11 protein-coding genes and 2 pseudogenes are annotated in these 18,882 nt (G+C 61.3%); 8 read left to right on the top strand and 5 right to left on the bottom strand.

The window, feature by feature from the left end; genetic code table 11:
- Nucleotides 1–15 precede the first annotated feature (15 nt).
- Together RFM40_RS23620 and RFM40_RS23615 are read left to right on the top strand one after the other, a co-directional pair.
- Nucleotides 16–540 (top strand): GNAT family N-acetyltransferase, encoded by a 525-nt coding sequence (locus RFM40_RS23620; protein ID WP_320228992.1) that lies wholly within the window; start codon nt 16–18, stop codon nt 538–540.
- A gap of 192 nt (nt 541–732) precedes the next feature.
- Nucleotides 733–2,118, top strand: a complete 1,386-nt coding sequence (locus RFM40_RS23615; protein WP_320278322.1) for a hypothetical protein — start codon at nt 733–735, stop codon at nt 2,116–2,118.
- Nucleotides 2,119–2,233: 115 nt separating this feature from the next.
- Here RFM40_RS23615 and RFM40_RS23610 read toward each other — a convergent pair whose 3' ends face one another.
- Nucleotides 2,234–4,003 (bottom strand): adenylate/guanylate cyclase domain-containing protein, encoded by a 1,770-nt coding sequence (locus RFM40_RS23610; protein WP_320228994.1) that lies wholly within the window; start codon nt 4,001–4,003, stop codon nt 2,234–2,236.
- Nucleotides 4,004–4,243: 240 nt separating this feature from the next.
- Between RFM40_RS23610 and RFM40_RS23605 the strand changes: the two genes are divergently transcribed.
- Nucleotides 4,244–7,543 (top strand): ATP-binding protein, encoded by a 3,300-nt coding sequence (locus RFM40_RS23605; RefSeq protein WP_320228995.1) that lies wholly within the window; start codon nt 4,244–4,246, stop codon nt 7,541–7,543.
- An 18-nt stretch (nt 7,544–7,561) separates the two neighbouring features.
- Complete coding sequence (locus RFM40_RS23600) at nt 7,562–8,242, top strand: redoxin domain-containing protein (RefSeq protein ID WP_320228996.1); 681 nt, start codon at nt 7,562–7,564, stop codon at nt 8,240–8,242.
- 152 nt (nt 8,243–8,394) lie between these two features.
- On the opposite strand, the gene RFM40_RS23595 is transcribed toward RFM40_RS23600, so the two are convergent.
- Complete coding sequence (locus RFM40_RS23595) at nt 8,395–11,325, bottom strand: trifunctional glycosyltransferase/class I SAM-dependent methyltransferase/polysaccharide deacetylase (protein ID WP_320278321.1); 2,931 nt, start codon at nt 11,323–11,325, stop codon at nt 8,395–8,397.
- A gap of 741 nt (nt 11,326–12,066) precedes the next feature.
- Here RFM40_RS23595 and RFM40_RS23590 point away from each other — a divergent pair.
- From RFM40_RS23590 to RFM40_RS23575, 4 genes are read left to right on the top strand one after another with little or no spacing between them, the layout of a single operon-like run.
- The gene (locus RFM40_RS23590; RefSeq protein ID WP_320228998.1) at nt 12,067–12,732 is read left to right on the top strand and encodes a hypothetical protein; all 666 of its coding nucleotides are present in this window, start codon (nt 12,067–12,069) and stop codon (nt 12,730–12,732) included.
- A 7-nt stretch (nt 12,733–12,739) separates the two neighbouring features.
- Nucleotides 12,740–15,787 (top strand): OmpA family protein, encoded by a 3,048-nt coding sequence (locus RFM40_RS23585; protein WP_320278320.1) that lies wholly within the window; start codon nt 12,740–12,742, stop codon nt 15,785–15,787.
- A gap of 12 nt (nt 15,788–15,799) precedes the next feature.
- Nucleotides 15,800–16,294, top strand: coding sequence for a Rab family GTPase (locus RFM40_RS23580; RefSeq protein WP_320278319.1), 495 nt, complete (start codon nt 15,800–15,802; stop codon nt 16,292–16,294).
- A gap of 3 nt (nt 16,295–16,297) precedes the next feature.
- The gene (locus RFM40_RS23575) at nt 16,298–17,368 is read left to right on the top strand and encodes an adenylate/guanylate cyclase domain-containing protein (protein WP_320278318.1); all 1,071 of its coding nucleotides are present in this window, start codon (nt 16,298–16,300) and stop codon (nt 17,366–17,368) included.
- Between the two features lie 232 nt (nt 17,369–17,600).
- On the opposite strand, the pseudogene RFM40_RS23570 reads toward RFM40_RS23575, so the two are convergent.
- From RFM40_RS23570 to RFM40_RS23560, 3 genes and pseudogenes are all read right to left on the bottom strand, one after another.
- Nucleotides 17,601–17,776 (bottom strand): annotated as a pseudogene (locus RFM40_RS23570) (carboxylating nicotinate-nucleotide diphosphorylase); the annotation flags it as partial.
- Nucleotides 17,777–18,113: 337 nt separating this feature from the next.
- Entirely contained in the window at nt 18,114–18,563 is a 450-nt protein-coding gene (locus RFM40_RS23565; RefSeq protein WP_320278317.1) for a pyridoxamine 5'-phosphate oxidase family protein, read from the bottom strand.
- A gap of 158 nt (nt 18,564–18,721) precedes the next feature.
- Nucleotides 18,722–18,882: pseudogene (locus RFM40_RS23560) on the bottom strand (5-aminolevulinate synthase); the annotation flags it as partial.

Below are 18,882 nucleotides of genomic sequence, written 5' to 3'. Positions count from 1 at the left end.
CTTCGCCGGAACGCCATGACCAGCACGACCTCGCCATCCTCCGAGAAAATCCAGCCGCAGCTCCGGCCAGTCCGGCCAAGCGACGCGGAGGCGCTTTGCGCTATCTTCAACATGCCGGGCTTCCGCCGGGGCACGCTCAGGATGCCTTTCGAGATGGTGGAGCAGGTGGAGCGGCGCATCGCCAAGTCCGGCCAGGAGACCACCTGGATCGTTGCGGAATTGGACGGCAAGGTCGTCGGCCATGGCAGGCTGGTCGTGCAGGGTTCGCCGCGCCGTTCGCATGTCGGCGAGATCAATATCGGCCTTGACGATGCCTTTATCGGCAAGGGCATCGGCTCTGCCATACTTGGCGCGCTGCTTGACGTGGCCGACAACTGGCGCGCCCTGAAGCGGGTCGAATTGACCGTCTATGCCGACAACGAACCGGCCATCCGTCTCTACACAAGCCACGGCTTCGAGGTCGAAGGCCGGCATGTGAAGGCCGGTTTTACCGACGGGCAATACCACGACCTCCTGAGCATGGCCCGGCTGCGGTTCTGAGATCCGCTGTTTGGCCTTGGCTGTTTAGCCAATCCAACGAAACGATTCGTGACTGGTCATGGAGACCTCATTGGACACGGTCGATTTTGTCTCACACCATCTTGATCGAGTTGACGATCCATGTGTGGCCGGCCGCATTCAGCAAGTCTGGTCTCCCTTGGCGTTTGCACCGCAAGCGGCTAGACGGAACCAATGACCGCTGTCGTTGACCCTATCCCTACGCCTCCAGGGGAAATTCTGGCTGTGCTGTCGCTGCTCTGCCCGGAAGTCGTGCGTGACATCGAGCAGAACTGGAATGCACCGGTTTCCGATTACGCGCGCCATTTGTGGCGGCCGGTGGCAAAGCCCGCATCGGGCCCGGCGATCGCTGCACGCTCGATCCTGCGCGAAGTCCTGCATCGGCGCCTCGGTGCGATCATGCAGCCCGAAGAGATCGGCAAGGCCCTCGAAGAGTTCGAGCACAGACCGGTGATCCAGTCCGGCCTGCACTGCCTGCTTCTGATGGACCGGATCACCTTCGATGCCCTCTTGCTTGCCTGGCTCGGCGCGGTCGAAAACGGGCTGTCGGCCTTCTTGGGCTTCATGGGAACGACGATGACCATGGAGACAATTGGCCGGGAGGGGCCGGGATGGCTCGATGTCGGCGACGACAAGGTCAACCTGTTTGGCATGGGGCGCCACAAACTGTGCCGCAAAAGCGCCTGCGCGGCCGGTCCCGTCACTCTCAACAAGCGCGCGCTCGAAGCGGTGGGCGACGAAACGGATGCCAGCCGCTGGCTGGGCACACTGCTTGCCAGCCAAGACAAGGTGTTTGGAACCGCCGCCGAGGCGCTGACAGCCCTCAACGAAGATCTGGTCGCCGATTGGGATCGTTCCGGCATGGCTCTGCCGGTTTTCATCGATGATCGGCTCGCCGCGGCTGCCATGGCGCGGCATCTGGAATATGACGGCAGCCTTCTTTCCAGGCTGCTCTTTGAGCCCGCAAGGCGCCAGCGTCTCGAACGTGCCTTGCAAGAGGCCGCATCGGGCCCGTTTGGCAGATTCCTGCCCGATGCCACGGCCTATTTCTGGGGCATCCGCGAGGAGCGCGTGCGCAAGCTCGTCCTCGAGAACGGGTACCTGATCGAGCCTGACAGGCCACATGGTCTTTCCATCCCGTTCGAGCGGCCGCATCTCAAGCAGGCGCTGCTGGACGGCGTGCTGCTGCCGAACCTGTTCCTGATGTTCCTCGTACTCGCAATATTGCCGCGCGTGCGGGTTGTGGGCGGCCTGAGACAGATTGGCTATGTGGCGCTTTTCCACTCGATCCTGCTGGCTGCGCTAGACGAAAACGCGCCGGAAGAGCGCGATCTGGCTGCGGAGCTGCAGGTTCGGGAAAATGCCTGGGGCATGCGGGTCATCGATGAAAAGATCTCGGTCCGCGAGCAGCTTGCCGGCCTGCCGGAAGGGGCGCTCTTCCCGGAACTGCTCCGGCAATATCGTTTGCGGACATTTGCCGAGACGACCGACGACCTGAAACTGGTTCGCGAGGACGCCCGGTGGCGCAAGATCGGCCAGGCAGAGATCAAGGCGGCCTGAGCCTCGCTTCAGGCCTTATTTCAAGTTAGCGGCAATCAAACGGAAAATAGACGGTCGCGGAGAGACTATCGCGATCGGCTGCATTTCAAGGCCTGACCTGAGATGGCCTCACCGGTCATTGCACGATACCGGCCTTGCTGAGCCCATCCACCACGAGTTCGAAATCGGCAGGGTTCTTGTAGGGCAAGACTTTGCGACGGTAGTCCAGCGAATAGTCGGGATTGACGCGAAGCACCTCCTGCCATGCCGCGCGGGCCTCGGCGAAACGGCCCAGATGGCCGTAGCTGGCGGCCAGAAGCGCGCGCGAGACGTCGGTGACAGCGTTGCGAGCCAGCCGTTGCATCAAGAGGTCAACGGCCTCCTCGTACCTTCCTAGTTGAAACGAGGCCAAAGCCTGGAAGTGCAGAAGCACATCCGGAAAGTATGGATTCAAGGTCTTCGCCCGGCCGAAACTCTCGAGAGCCTCCTCGGATCTGCCCGAATAGTACAGCGCCTCGCCGAGGATGACGTGCCCTTCGGCGAAGTTCGGATTGAGGACTATCGCGCGCTCGGCCTCGTTGATGGCCCCATCGTGCCGTCGTGTGTACAGCTTGACGATAGCCAGCGCCCAGTGCGCCCAGGGATCGCTGTCATCCAGCGTTACCGCTCGCGTTGCGACCTCTTCCGCTTGCGCCATCGATTCCGGCGGCGACGCACTCCACCTGTTCAGGTAATCGAGTCCGTGCGTGAGGGCGAGGAAGGCGTGGGCAGAGGCAAACTCCGGATCCTGTTCGATGGCACGTTGCAAGAGGTCGCGGGCTGCGACGTTCGTCTCCTTCGTCAGCCGGTACCACAGCTCGCGGCCCCGCAGGAAACAGTCATACGCCTCGATGTTACGCGGGTGCTCGGGCGCCAGCCGCTGACGGTCACCCTCGGTCAGATTGAGCGCCAACGCACCGACGATCTGCTGCGTCACGTCGTCCTGCACGGCGAATATGTCGGTCAGGTCGCGATCGAACCGCTCCGCCCAAAGATGGCCGCCCGAGGTTGCATCGATGAGCTGCGCGGTGATGCGCACCCTGTTCCCCGACTTGCGTACGCTGCCCTCAAGTACATGCCGCACGCCGAGCTTCGTGCCCACCTCCTGCACATGGACGTTCTGGCCCTTGAAGGTGAACGACGAATTGCGTGCGATGACGAAGAGCTGCGACAGCTTGGACAGCGCCGTGATGATGTCTTCAGAGATGCCGTCGGCGAAGTAGTCCTGTTCGGCGTCACCGCTCATGTTGGCGAACGGCAGGACGGCGATCGACAGTTTCGGCGGCGCGGCCGTCGCGGGCCGGCTCGTCGCGGTTTCCAAGGTCGCGGCCGCCTTGGTTCCGGCGCCGACTTGCAGCGAATAGATCCGGATCGGCTCGGCGATGTTCTTGAGCTGTGTGCTGCCGAGATCGCTGACCGAGAGGTCGAGCCTCGCCTTGACCTGGCGATAGGCATCCTCGGACAGGCAGATGGCGCCGGGCGCCGCGACGCCCTCCAAACGCGAGGCGATGTTGACGCCGTCGCCCATCAGGTCGCCGTCGCTTTCTTCGACCACATCCCCCAGATGGATGCCTATCCTGAACTCGATGCGGCGGTCCTGCGGCACGCCGGCATTGCGCTCGACCATGCCATTTTGAACCTCAACGGCGCAGCGCACGGCATCCACCACGCTGCGAAACTCAACCAGCGCCCCATCCCCTGTGCGCTTGATCACCCGCCCGTGGTGCACTGCGATGGTCGGATCGATCAGGTCGCTGCGCAGCGCCCGCAATCTCGCCAAGGTACGATCTTCGTCCGCGCCCGCGAGCCGGCTGTATCCGACCACATCTGCAGCCAGGATTGCGACCAGCTTACGATTCTCGCTCATGGGTCCGTCACCTCGTCTCCACGATAGCAGGAGACGGAGGGTAAGAGGGAACTTTCGCAAACGACGGCCACGCAGCCGCCCCAATCGGCAGCGCTCTGCCACCGGATCCGCACGGATCGCTCGATGCTATTTGCGCTACCGCTTGCTGGTCGACGGTTATCGGTTCATCCTTGTGAATATTGCGGCCGTGAAGTGCGTAGCGGGATCACGCCGTCACGGCCCCAAGTGAGGTCTTGTTCCATGGACTGCTCGGGCTGCGGTTTCGAGGTTGAGGGCGGTTACGCCTTCTGTCCGAGGTGTGGCAGGCGCCAGCCCGTGCCATGCGCCAGTTGCGGCTACCTCTGCGCACCTGATTTCGAGTTCTGTCCGAAATGTGGGGCAAGCGTCGGCGCGCCGGGAAAAGCCGTCGAACGGCCCGCCCCGACACCAAGCCGGACCATTGTGCCGCCTTCTCGAACTCCGTCGCTGCTTCCGAACATCGAAAGCGAAGAAGGACTGCATCCCGTCTCTGACGCCGATCGCCGGACGGTAACGGTCCTGTTCGCCGACCTTTGCGGCTTCACTACACTCAGCGAGCAGCTCGACCCCGAGGTGATGCAAGCGCTGCAGAACGAACTGTTCAAGGAATTGACGGCGGCCGTGCGAAGCTTTGGTGGTTTCGTCGACAAATTCATCGGTGATGCACTGCTCGCTTTGTTCGGTGCGCCGGTCGCGCATGAGGACGATCCGGAACGTGCGCTTCGCGCCGCTCTCGACATGATCGCCCGGACGGCGCGGCTCGGCGAAAACGCCCCCCACTCCGGATCGCCTCTGTTACTTCACATCGGCATAAACACTGGTCCGGTCGTCACAGGCGGATTGGGCATCGGCACCGCCAAATCCTATTCGGTGACCGGCGACACGGTGAATACGGCGCAACGCCTGCAATCGCTGGCCGCACCGGGTCAGGTGCTGGTAGGCGAGCTCACTCACAGGCTGACCCGGCATGCCTTCTCTTACGAGCCGCTGGGTGATGTCGTGCTTCGCGGCAAGGCCGGCAGTGTTCTCGTCCATCGACTGGATGCGCCGCTAGCGGCGCCGCGCGCAGCGCGCGGACTCGAGGCGCTCGGCCTCAGCGCGCCGATGATAGGTCGTGATGCGGAACTCAATAGAATGCTGGCGAGCCTCGACCAGGCGTGCGGCGGCTCGGCCCAACTTGTCCGCCTCGTCGGAGAAGCCGGTATCGGGAAATCGCGGCTGGTGAAGGAGTTCGTAGCCCGCGTCGGCGACGAGGATCGTTTTCGCAACGTCGCCGTGCGGCAGGCCACGTGCTCACCGCTGGGCGAACAATCATTTGGCGCCTTGGGCGCAGTGGTGCGCAGCGCTGCCGGGATGATGCAAAACCACAATGGGGACGAAATGCGGGGGAAGCTCGCGGCCTTGCTTGCCGATCTCGGCCTGCAGGGCGAGGAGGCGCAGCGGCTGATGCCTTTGCTCTACCATGTGCTTGGCCTTGGCGACCCCGATGCCACCTTGCAGCATGTCGAGCCCGAGCAACTGCGGCGGCAAATTCTCTACGCGGTCCGCACAATCGTCGAACGGCGGCTTGCGTTGTCGCCGCTGTTGATCGTCGTCGAAGACCTGCATTGGGCCGACGCCGTGTCGCTCGAGGCACTGCGTTTCGTGATGGACAGGTTGGAACGCACGCGGTTGATGTTGTTGGTCACGCATCGTCCGGCGCCGGACAACGACCAGCTCGACTCAAGTCGGGTCAGTCACACAGCGCTCAGGCTTTCGCCGCTCAACCGCGAGGACGCACGCAGCCTTCTGGCGGCGCTTTTCGGCGAGAGCTGGGTAGATTCCGCAGGAAGGCTTCTCGACCAGATCCTCGAGCGCGCGGGCGGCAACCCCCTTTTTATAGAGGAGATCGTTCGCGGCCTTATCGATCGCGGTGTACTGATGCGCGAGGGCCAGCGATGGCGGACCGTGGCAGGCGATGTCGCAACCGGCATCCCCGCCACTATCCAGGCAATGTTGCTTGCTCGCGTCGACCGGCTGCCCCAGGAGGTGCGCCGGTTGGCCCAGGAAGCCGCGGTGATCGGCCCGCGCTTCGATGCCACGCTTCTGAAAGCCGTGACTGCCGACCCCGGCCGGCTGGAAGCCGGCTGCGAACTGCTTTGCGATGCGGAAATCATCGAGGAAGTTGCCGGATCAGGCTCGGTCTCGTCGCAAAGCTACCGCTTCACGCAAACATTGCTGCAGGACGTGATCTACCAGAATCTGCTGCTGCAGCGCCGGACCGACATCCACGGGCGGGTCGGTGCCGCCTTGGAGCAACTGTGCGGCGACAAGCCGGAACGGCTCGAGGATTTGACCGTGCTCGGTCATCATTTCGCACAGAGCGCCGAGCGGGAGAGGGGCGCGCAATACCTGCAGGCGGCGGGCGATCGCGCTCGCATGATATACGCCAATGATGACGCCCTTCGTTTCTACGAGCGAGCACTGACTGCGTTGGGCGCGATCGGGCAAACACCGCTCAAACTGGCAATTGCAGAGCGCATTGCCGATTTGAGCGGCCCGGCAGGCCGCCGCGAGATCGCGCATCACCACTACGAGACGGTGTTGCAGGCATACCGCGAGTCAGCCGATCGTGTCGCGTCGGCGCGGGTTTTGCGTAAGATCGGTCGGCTGCTCTGGGACGTCGGCAAGCGGGACAACGCAGAATCCCGCTACGCTGAAGCCGCAGCCCTCCTCGATGGAGCGGATGCCCCGATCGAGCAGGCGCATCTCTGGCAAGAACGTGGCCGACAGGCGTTTCGTAGCGGAGATCACGCTCTCGCGGCAAAATGGGCAGACGCGGCCCTGGATTGCGTACGCACTCTGACAACGGAGCATGTCTCCGAGGAAGGGCGTGACGCCACTCTTGTGACCGCCGAGGCACTCAACACCAAGGCTGTTGCGTTGGCTCGCCTTGGGCGAAACCGTGAAGCCGTTAGCCAGGTTGAGCGTAGCATTGAATTGGCCGAAGCCGCAGGTCTGCTGGGCGCGGCCTGCCGCGGCTACACCAATCTCGGCGTGCTTTACACGACCATCGATCCGGCAAAGGCGATGGAGGTCTGCCGGCGCGGTCTTGAAGTGGCGCGCCATATTGGTGATTTGGGTTTCCAGGCGCGCCTCCTGGCCAATCTGGCGGTCGCTTGTTGTACTTTTACGGATCGCTGCCCGACGGAGGGCGTGCCTGCTGCCGAGAAGGCCATCGAGATCGACCGGGCGCTCGACCAGCGCGAGCACCTGCCGGTGCCGTTGATCGTGCTTGGGCAGATCCACCAGTGCAACGGCCGTCCGGAACTGGCGGTTGGCTTGTTCCACGAAGCACTGGACGTAGCCCGCGAAACGGGCGAGCCCCAACTGCTGTTTCCGTGCTATGATGGTCTCGCAACGCTTAATCTCGACCTCGACAATCTGGCCGAGGCCGAACGCTACTTTTCCCTGGCGCAGGGTATATGCGCCCAGCACGGGCTCGACCCGGAAGCGCTTGTGGTGCTGCCTTTTCTCGACTAGCCGGGCGGGAGGTTGAAAATGTCCGCGCGTATTGACTTGTTACCGCTTCAACCGGGCGACCGTGCGCCGAACGTGGTGCTCGACGCCATTACCCAGGAAGGCAAGATCGCGCTTGACGACTTTCGCGGACAAAAGCCGGTGCTGGTTGGCCTGTTTCGAGGTCTGCATTGTGCGTTTTGCCGGCGCCATATCGCCGCCCAGGCGCGGCTCGATCCGGAGCTGCGTGAAAAGGGCGTGCAGAGCCTGACGGTGGTCAACACGCCGATCGAACGGGCGCGTCTCTATTTCCGCTACCACCCGATGCCGAATCTGCTTGCGGCCTCCGACCCTGAACGCGCTTCACATCGTGCCTTTGGACTGCCCAATCTCGAATTCACCCAAGACGAGACGAACTGGCCGTACAAGGTCTCGATGGCAGCGGCAAAGGATATGCGGGTCGACATACCAGGCGAGTTGCCCGGTCCAATGGATCCTTTTGCGGCCAGCGAATTCCTCGACAAGAAGGACAATTACGAAGTGACCGAAGCCGACGAGCAGATGATGGCGACGGGACACGGACAACTGATCGGTCAGTTCCTATTGGACCGGCAGGGGATCGTTCGCTGGAGCTTCACGGAGGTTCCAGAAGGTGGACGATATATGTTTGGGGCGGCGAGCCCGCAGGAGCTGATGTCGGCCGTGTCCCAAGTCGCCCAATAGACTTGCTAACGAGGTGACGGGCGGGACACGGAACGAAAAGCGGAACCGATTTGTCACAAAACTAGACATTGGCCTCGGCGAGCCTGAATGTACCGTTCTGGCAATGACCCGCATGCGCGTGCCAGCTCGCACCCTGCAGACAAGTTCACCGTTCATTCGAGCACGGCCTCGACACGGGCAACAAAGTCATCGAGCGAGCGATCCCCGCGAATCTCGATGCGCGGAAGGTCGATGGGATCGCAATCGAGGTCCGCCGGCCCGTGTTTGCCGCCGAAGCCGATCCGATAGCCGCATTCCTTGGCCAGCCGGCCAAGCCGTCGGTCGGTGACAGAGAAGGGTGCCGCGAACGCCGTGGTCGGCCGACCGGTCCACCGTTCGACGAACATGCGAGAGCGCAGGAGCTCGGCGGCCAAGTCAGAACTCGACAGACCATCGATCGCGCGATGCGTCGCCAGATGGCTTCCGAAGAACGCACCTTCGCCGGCGAGGCGTCGCACCGTCCCGGCGTCCATAAGCTGCGTCGGCGGACCGCTGTCGACGTCCCACTGTGCACTTTCACCTACCAAGTCCGTTACCAGGAACACCTCCGCGGTCATGTCGTTCGCGCGCAAGATCGGCCAGGCATAGTCGGCAAAATTCTGGAAGCCGTCATCGAATGTGATGAGCACCGGGCGGCCAGCGAAAAGTTGACGGTTGGCGATGGACCATCCCAACTGCTCGGACGTGATCGCGTGAAAGCCATTGGCGCGCAGCCACGCCATCTGGCTGCCGAATGCGGCGGGCGTGAGCCGAAAACGGGCGAGCGAGGCCGGACCATCATCGGCGACGCCGTGATACATGAGGACAGGCATACGCTGCCGCCGCTCGCTGCGCGCGACGTCGCGGCGCAAGGCCCGTGCCCCGCCCCAGACGATATTTCGCGCGACTCCAATACCGATGGGCGCGCGGATTGGCACATGATCGATCACCGGTTCCGTAGCCACGTCGTCTGGTGACAGGCGGCGGAAGCGATCTATGCGATAGAGCTCGGTCTGGATCGATTGCTCGAGGACGAGACCTTCGGTCGCTGCCAGCGTCTCCGAGATCGCTTGTGCACCGAAAGTGTTCCAGTCGAAGCCCGTCCTTTCGACATTGTCACGGAGCACGAATGCGTGTGCGCTGACGAAACTGCCGCCAGGCGTCAACGCCGCAACGATTTTTTTGGCGATGCGCTGCAACTCGGCGAGATCATCCAGATAGTAGAGCACTTCCGAACAGACGATCAGATCCATCTCGCCCGGCAGCGTGTCCGCAGAAAAATCCAGTACGCCGAACTCAACATTCGGCCGACCGCTGCATCGCGCGCGCGCCCGCCCGACGGCCACATCGGAGATGTCTGTTGCGGTCAAACGGCCCACTCGCGCCGCCAGATGCTGCGTGAAGTGGCCCTCCGCGCAGGCCAGCTCGAGCGCCCGTCCGATGGGACCGGCAGGCAGAATTTCGAGCTGCCGCTCATACTTTTCCTGCTCATAGGGCGAACGATAGTTCCAGGGATCCTCGGTCGCGAAACGGCGATTCCAGAACGACGTACGATCATTGTCGTGTCCATCCGCGGCTCGTGCGCGGCGCGGCGCTGCAAGACCCTCTGCAGGTTCGGCGCTCGACCGAACCAGCCGCCGCGCCTCCGCGGCCAATCGCGCGAGTTTGCCGAAGTGGCTGTCCCGATCAGGCCGGCGTCCCGCTATCGACAACGGTGCCTTGGCTGCAAACATGTCTGACTTGTCGGCACCGGCGCCCGTTTGCGGTGCAAGCCGCTCAGGGGGCACGAAATTCAGGGCCAACTCAATCCAATGACGCTTTGTCACTTTCCCGAGTGCGCCGAACTGCACGCGGGCCTCGATCTGGCCATCCATCATCAGATAAGCATAAATTCGATCGATTCCTTCCGGAAGCTCGGTCGAGGCCGGATTTCGAGCGTCGACGCGGATTCCAAGTGTCCGCGCCAGTCTGCGCGGCGCGGCAAGGTCGTCGAAGTCGAGAAGCATTTGCTCAAGGTGATACTGGACGCGGCGACCCGCTTCGGGATCGTTCCAGACCTTGCCGAGTTCAACGATCAACTCGGTGAGGGAGCCGCCGAACCTGTCCCACCTGGCAGCCAATTGCGCTGGCGCCGATAGGCTTCCTGCCATAAGGCCATCGAAGACCACCTTGGCGATCTCACCCGCCCACTTACGTCCTGCCGGGAGCGCGCGCAGGGACTGCGGGTCGATCGAGCGCGCGCCGCGGCCGCAATCCGACGCGGCGTTCCACAACGCGAACCACGCGAGTGCCTCGGAAGCAGGGCAGCCGTTCGCCTCGATCGCTCCATTGGCGTGTGCCGATGCTGGATGTTTGACCCTGGGATCAGGAGAAAAGCCACGGGCGATCACGATTTCCGCATCTGCCAGCATCCGCGTCGAATTGCGGGAGAGCGAGTTGGGGCTGACCCGATGGAAAGCGAGCGGCTCGTCGATCATCACCCAACGTTTGCCTAGACGCGCGAGGCGCTGCCACAGATCCCACTCCTCGCAAGTGCGCAGCGACACATCGAAACCGCCCAGCTCGTCAATTGTCTCCCGGTCGACCAGCAGCGCATGAGTGCGGATGGCACACCGGCGGGCGAATGTTTCGAAGGGCTGGATCGCAACTTCCGTCGAGATGCTCGACGGGGCGAGCTCGCCATCGGGCATCACGCGCCGAGAACCGCAATAGGCTGCCACTGCATCGGGAGCGCTTTTCAGTGCGGCCAGCATTTTCGCAAGGAAGCTGGCATCCACCCAATCGTCCGCATCCAGAAACATGAGCCAGTGGCCGCGTGCTGTCGAAATGCCGCTATTGCGCGCGCCGGCGGCGCTATGCACGCAAGAGCTCAACGTCCGAAATCGGGCATCGCGCTCCACATAACCGGCGATGATCGCGGGGGTGCGATCCGTGGAGGCGTCGTCGACGACGATCGCCTCCCAATCCAATATTTCCTGATCGAGAAGGCAATCGAGCGCGCGCGCCAGCGTTGCCTCCGCGTTGTGCGCAGGAACCACGATTGAAACCAAGGGATTATGCGCCACGCCGTCTTACCCGCTCCTGGTTCGAAAGTATGGCAAGAGGTCCCGAAACATAGCCGGCAATTTCCTGCCAACGGAAACGGTCCTCAGGGACGCTGCGCCCAAACAGTCTCCTGCGAACTCTCCCGAGATACCACAGCGGCTTCCATTTGAAAGCCCGGCTGTCCCGAAACCTGACAGTCCGGTGCCGGCCTCAAAGCTGTCTGTTTGGGGTGCGCCGCATGGCAGTCATTTCTAAGGTCCTGTCGATTCATCAAAAGTAGACATCGCTAATGCAAAGGTCGCAAGCAGCCTCGCGCCAATAACAGCCGTTGTCCCTGCATTCTCGAACAGCCATTCTCCGTCCGAAAGAAGAGCTTCCTTCCAGGGTTGGGCCCGCGTCGGAGGCCGACGGCCACAGTATACATCCGGGTGCGAGACAGTACCTGCGCCTCTAGGTCAAATATTTGCAATGCATCAAAGGACTATTATAAATTTATTTTTGATTCAGTAGATATAGCCTGGCATTACTCTTTTCGATAGTAGATTGCATCGAATGGTCAATTTGGATATCTGGTTATTTCCGCTATCAAAAGAGGTAAAGAGCGACATCAATCGGAGCTCGCGCATTTGTTGTTAGTCAGACAGGCGTACAAGCGACGCACGAATCGGCTCGAACCAACAGGATTTCGGCTTGCGGGTCGGGTATTTGTCTGACATAATTTCTGGCTTCCGAGTTTTGCACTGGGCAATTGGGGCATAGTGATGGCTAAGGAATCTTCGAGTGCCGCTTCTTCAGCAAATAAAGCGGACGCAAATCTGATAGGTAATGCAGAGGGAAACGGGCTGAACTTCATGGCGGGTCAGGCTCGCGAGGGTGGGCCCGGCGGTGACGCTCCAGGTGTCGACAAGATACGTGATCTGCTGTTCGGCAATCAGATGCAGGACTATGATCGCCGCTTCTCCAAGCTTGAAGAACGGTTCCTGCAGCGGTTCAAGGATGTCGAATCCGAGGCCAAGCGCAATCTTGAGACCTACGAGTCGAATGCCAAGAAGCAGGTTGACTCGCTGGCGACGCAGTTGCGGAACGAAAAAGATGCGCGGGCCGAGGCCGACAAGGAGATCGACCGCAATCTTCGCGATCAAAATCAGGCGCTTGAAAAGCAGGTGCGCGCTTTGTCTGATCAATTGAGCGAGCTCGAGCGCGAAATAGCGGATCGCATGAACAGAAGTGACCATTTGCTGCGCGAGGAAATCAAGCAAAAGAACGAAAGCGCTCAAATGCTGATGGAGAAGATCTTTTCCGACCTTAGCAACGTCAAGACCGACCGAAATCTTTTGGCCGGCCTGTTTGTCGAGGTCGCGAAATGTCTCAACCAGGATCCCGTCGGCAGCAAGGGCAATTCGGAGCGTGGCTGGAAAGCGAGTTGATCGGAAGTTGACGTCGAGCGTCGAACCAATCAGCCTTCCTCAAAAAGCAGCTTCGAACGATACCGGGATTGATCGCGAGGCTTTGGCCCGCCTTTTGGTGGAAATTGCCCGGAACGTCGATCCGGACAACCATGCTCTTTACGAAGGAGTTCCAGCCGCCGACCATCGGCTGGAAAGGCTCCGCCAGTTGCTCGTCGGCGGCGAAATCTCGGAGCTGTCACGCGTTACGCACCTGCTCGACGAACCCGAGCAGCTTGCGGCCGCTGTAGGGAACGTTCTCCCCGACGCGACCGCGCGCGCGTCCCATGCGCAACTCGGCGAGGCCCTTGCCCCGGCTGTCGAGAGGGCCGCGCAGCGGTCCATCCAGAAGAACCCGAACACGCTGACGGATATATTGTATCCGGTGTTTCTGCCGGCCATTCGCAAGTCGATCGGCGAAAAGATCGACCAGACCTTCCAGGCATTGAATGAGTCTCTAAGGCATATATTCACATGGCATGGGTTGAAGTGGAGGTTTGAAGCCTGGCGAACGGGGACAAGCTTCTCGGCAGTTGTTCTCAAGCATTCTCTTATCTATCGCGTGGAACATGTCTTTCTCATCAGTCGCGCCTCCGGGCTCCTGATTGCGCATGTAACTTCCCAAGACGCAACCAGCGAAGACCCTCAACTGATTTCCTCGATGCTGAGCGCGATCCAGGATTTTGTGAAGGACTCTTTCAAAGAGAAGGAAAATAGCGGCCTCGACACCATCCGGTTCGGGGAACTTCGCCTTTGGTCGGAAGTCGGACAGTTTGCGACCCTGGTTGCGGTGATCCGGGGAAATCCCCCGGAGGAACTGCATGAAGTCATCCGCGATGTACTGCTTCGCATCCATCAAGAATCCTCGCGGGCCCTGGAGCGGTTCGACGGCGACAGTTCCCAGTTGCCCGGCGTGGAGACGCAGTTGCAGACCTGCGTCGAGTTGCAGCACATGGATTCGAAAGAGGGATTTCCGTGGCTGGTGGTGACGGCGGTCCTGCTGGTTTTGATCGTGGCGGGCGGCTGGTTTTTTCTGTCCTGGCAATCCGCACACCGCTGGCAGACCTACCTGTCGCGGCTGACAGCCCAGCCGGGCATCGTCGTTTCGGACCAAAAAATCCGTGGCGGCGAGTTCTATGTCGCCGGGCTGAGGGACCCGCTCGCCGCCGACCCGCAGTCGCTGTTGTCGGGAACGGAGGTCGATCCCGCCCGCGTTCATTCAAACTGGCAGTTCTATCAGAGCCTCGAGCCGGAATTCGTGCTGAAGCGGCTGACGGCGTCGCTGGCGCCGCCGGATTCGGTACGACTCTCGGTCGTCGATGGTCGCATCGTCGCCGAGGGTGAGGCGACCACCACGTGGATCAACCGGGCGCGGGCCGCTGCCCAGCAGCTTTCGGCAGGCGGCCCGGTCTTCGACATCTCCGGGGTCCGCGATGTGAGCGCCGAGGAGCGCTGGCAGGCCTATGTGTCGCAACTGGAGACCCAGCCTGGCATCATCGTCGCCGATCAGAATGTGCGCGACGGCCAATTCTATATTACCGGCCTGAGAGACCCGCTTGCCGCCGACCCGCAGTCGCTGTTGGCCGGAACGCAGGTCGATCCCGCGCGTGTTCATGCAAGCTGGCAATTCTACCAGAGCCTTGAGCCACAGTTCGTGCTGAAGCGGCTGACGGCGTCGCTGGCGCCGCCGGATTCGGTGCGGCTTTCAGTAGTCAATGATCGCATCGTTGCCGAGGGTGAGGCCACCACCGCGTGGATCAACCGGGCGCGGGCGGCCGCCCAGCAGCTTTCAGCCGGCGGTCCGGTCTTCGACATCTCCGGGGTCCGCGATGTGAGCCCCGAGGAGCGCTGGCAGGCCTATGTGTCGCGACTGGAGACGCAGCCCGGCATCATCGTCGCCCAACAGAATGTGCGCGATGGCCAATTCTATATTACCGGTCTGAGAGACCCGCTTGCCGTCGACCCGCAGTCGCTGCTGTCCGGGACGCAGGTCGATCCCGCTCGCGTTCATGCAAGCTGGCAATTCTATCAGAGCCTCGAGCCGGAATTCGTGCTGAAGCGGCTGACGGCGTCGCTGTATCCGACGGATAAAGTGCGACTTTCGATCGTCAATGGCCGCATCGTTGCCGAGGGTGAGGCTCCCGACACCTGGATAGATCGGGCGCGCGCAGCGGCAAGACAGCTTTCAGCAGGTGGACCGGAGTTCGACATCTCCAAGGTTCGTGATGTGAGCCCCGATGCACGCGCGGCGGAGCATTGGCAGTATTATGTGTCGCGACTTGAGGCCCAACCGGGAATCATCGTCGCTCAACAAACGGCGAGGGGCGGACATTTCTACATTTCCGGTCTGAGAGACCCTCTTGCCGCCGACCCGCAAGCTCTGCTGTCCGGAACGGAGGTTGATCCTGCCCGCGTTCATTCACAGTGGCAATTCTATCAGAGTCTTGATCCGAAGTTCGTGGTGAAGCGGCTGACGGCGTCGCTGTCCCCGCCGAAATCGGTTCGGCTTTCGATCGTCCAGGGTCGCATCGTTGTCGTGGGCGAGGCACCTGCCGGCTGGATCAGCCGGGCGCAGGCCGCCGCCGACCAACTTTCGGCGGACGGAGTGGTTCTGGATGTCTCGCAGCTGCGCGAGCTGAACCTTGCAGAACTTAATCATTTGAGAGAGGCCATCCAGACGACCGATATTTTCTTCCCTTCCGGTAGAGTTGTCCCAGGACCGGAGCAGACGCCGGTGCTCGACAGATTGGCTGATCAGTTGAAGGAATTCGCCGAAAATGCCCGCAAGGCAGGCGTGACAGCGCGGTTCATGTTGACCGGCCATTCGGACACAACGGGCCGTGAGACGGCCAACGCGTCGATCAGCGCCGCCCGCGCCGAGACAGTTCGCGCGCTTCTCAACAAGCGCGGCGTCGCTCCGGAACTGCTGCTGGTTCGGGGCGCCGGCACCTTTGAGCCGGCGGTGCCCGAAAATGAAAATAGTCGAACTGGGAACTCCACCAATCGCCGGGTTTCGGTTACGGTGAACCTGGAGTAGTGCGGAGCCAGGATGCTGCAAAAAAAGATCTGCATGTTGGGCGGGTTCGCTGTCGGGAAGACGAGCCTGGTGCGCAGGTTCGTGCAAAGCATCTTCTCGGAAAACTACCTGACCACGGTGGGCGTGAAGATCGACAAGAAAAGCGTCGCGTTTCCGGATAAGACAGTGGACCTGATTTTGTGGGATCTGGCCGGCGAAGACGATATCGGCTCATTCCGCGTCAGCTATGTGCGAGGCGCGACCGGGCTCGTGCTTGTCGTCGATGGGACCCGGCCCTCTACTCTCGCCGTGGCGCTCACACTGCGCGAGCGGGTCCAGGCCGAATTCGGCGCTATGCCGTTCGTATTGCTGTTCAACAAATCCGATCTGGCCGATCGGTGGGCGATATCGGACGGTGAGATCGACGAACTGAAGCAACGTGGATGGCAAATCTATCTGACAAGCGCGCTTTCAGGCGAACATGTCGACGATGCGTTTCGTCAGCTTGCTTCGATGGTCGCCAAGTAGACCATGGCCAGATTGCCGAAAGAAGTCAGAAGCTGGATATACGATTTCTTCTCTAACGAGCGCTTTGCGGCCTATCTGAAAATCGATGCCCGGCAATGCATAGAAGAGAAGGGCGGCAACCTCGAACATTACGGGCTCTCGTTGCTTCGCAAAGGCGAGCTCGTTGCCGATCAGCTTGAATTCATGGAAGGGCTGCTGCCTTGCCCGGAGCTTCCATTTCATTTGCCCATGGTGGAACTGCCCGGCGGGCGTGTCGCAAACCTACATCTCTTTGACGACGGCGGCTCGGTGTGGCTGCTCTTTCTCGACGCCACTCCCGAACGCGACAACCAGCAGCGGCTTCAACAGAAGGCTTATGAAATGACGCTCCTGCAGGAGAGGGAGCGTCAACTCAATGCGAAGCTGCAATCGACGAACGAGGCATTGAGGGAGAGCCAGGAGGGTTTGTCGCGCGAATACCGGCGCGCCGAATCCCTGCTCCTCAACATTCTTCCGGCGTCGATCGCGGAGCGGCTGAAGGCGGACGAGCAAATTGCAGACAACCACGCGGAGGTCAGCGTGCTTTTTGCCGATATCGTCGGTTTTACGGAAAGAGCGCGGAGCGTCGGAGCCGTGACGACGCTCGCTATTCTAAATTACTTCTTCAAGACGGCGGATCTGCTCTCGGAACAATACGGCTGCGAAAAAATCAAGACCATCGGCGATTGTGTCATGGCCGTCGCTGGCCTGCCCACCGCGCGATCCGATCATGCAGAAGCCCTTGCGCACTATGCACTTGAACTCCGGGAGGCGGCCAGGCGTGAACGCTTCGCAGGAGAACCGCTGAGCCTCAGAATTGGAATTCACTCAGGACCGATCGTGGCGGGCGTCATAGGCAAAAGGCGGTTTGTCTATGACCTGTGGGGCGACACCGTTAATCTCGCCGCGCGCATTCAAAAGGCCGCGGAACCCGATGAAATCCGTATTTCGGATGCAACCCACCAATTGCTCGGACCGGATTTTGCTTGCGACCCACTCGGGGAAACGGAATTACGTGGCACCGGTCGTGTGCGAATGTGGCGGCTCCCGGCCTGATTTTGCCGGTTGGCAGTGTCGACCTTGGAGCGCTTTGCATCTCAAGCCAGTCAAACATCATCGTTTCGAATGTCCGCAGCGGTGCGCGAAGCAGTCGACCACCGGGCGAGCGCCGAAGGTCTGTCCTGGGTCAACTCAGGGAATCATCTCCTGAGATTCAACGTCGCCATCGTTCTTCTCTGCACCACAAGCGGACCTGCTGCTTCCGGCTCCAAATCGAGAGGAGCCGCGTTCAGAGTTCCCGATAGTCGAGTCCGATGTCGAGGATCGGGGCGCTGTGAGTCAACCAGCCGATGGAGATCAGGTCGACGCCGGTCGCGGCGATGGCCGGCGCCGACGCGGACGTTACCTGCCCGACGCCTCGGTGATCGCCCGGCCGGCTACCATGCCAACCGCCTGGCGCAGTTCAAGCCGACAGGCAAGGCGCCATCGAGCAATTCCAGGAAAAGTGTGTAACGGTTTTCCGTCCGGAATTGCGTAGAAACAAATAGTTAGAGCAGTTCGGCGTTTCCGTGAAACGGTGAACTGCTCTAGGTGGAGAGCGCGTTTTTCGAATCTGCACTGAATGGCAGTAAACATGTGCCCGCGTTCCAACCCAACGAGCAGCCCTGTCGCCAAGGTGACCCCAAGCTGGGCTGCGGGCGAACTCGCAATAGACTGTCGTTAGATAGGCTGCATATGCGCCCAACCGTCGGGATAGCGGCCGGTGTGGGTGTGCTTTCGTTTGGTCGCTTCGTGGCGAGGATCAGCTTTCCATCGCCTGACGTCCCGAAACATTCGCGATGAAAATCCGGAAAAAGACATGCGGGAGGTCGTCCGCGGTTGGCGAGGTACCCGGCTTCAGCGCGCCTGGCTCCCACCAGTCGGCATGTTTGCTGAGTAGGGCCCAGGCCTGATCCCGCTGGAGTTTGTGCCCGATCCGGTCGGGCAGTTCCTCATAGCGTCCATCGACGATCACGCTCTTCCAGGCTCTGCCTGAGCCGCGTTCGTCGACTTGGGCCGAGACCAGCGGATTGACGCGCATCCAATCGATCTTCTTGCCCAGCATCGAGAACGCGTAGAGATGATGATCCGAATGGGCGTAGTAGAGCGGCACGACGTATGGCTGTCCGTCTTTTGCGCAGGCCAAGCGAGCGAAGCGGTTGGCCGCCAGCAGCTTGGTGCATTCCAGGGTGGAAAGCGTACGGATGATCATTGGCGCGGCCTCCTATTCCTTCGCGTTGCTGCGTGCTTCTTTTGGTTCGCGTAGCCGGCGGACTTCGGATCGCTACGCCGGCCAGCACTTTGCATTCGAGCGGCATTATCCGGGATCGGATGACGAGACGTCAGATCGATCTCTTTGCCTTTCGCCCCTCACCCTCCTGCCTTTTGAACCAGCAGCGGAATGATCCGGTCGCTCTTGGCGACGGCAGGCCGGCCGGAGGTGGCATAGGGTATGCCGAGCGCGTCCCAGGTCTCGACCAGCGCGTCCTGCAGTTCGGCGATCAGCGCGTCGGAATGGAACGGCGTCGGCG

The organism is Mesorhizobium captivum, from assembly GCF_033977165.1.
Classification (GTDB): Bacteria; Pseudomonadota; Alphaproteobacteria; order Rhizobiales; family Rhizobiaceae; genus Mesorhizobium; species Mesorhizobium captivum.
This window is presented reverse-complemented; position numbering and strand designations above follow the sequence as displayed.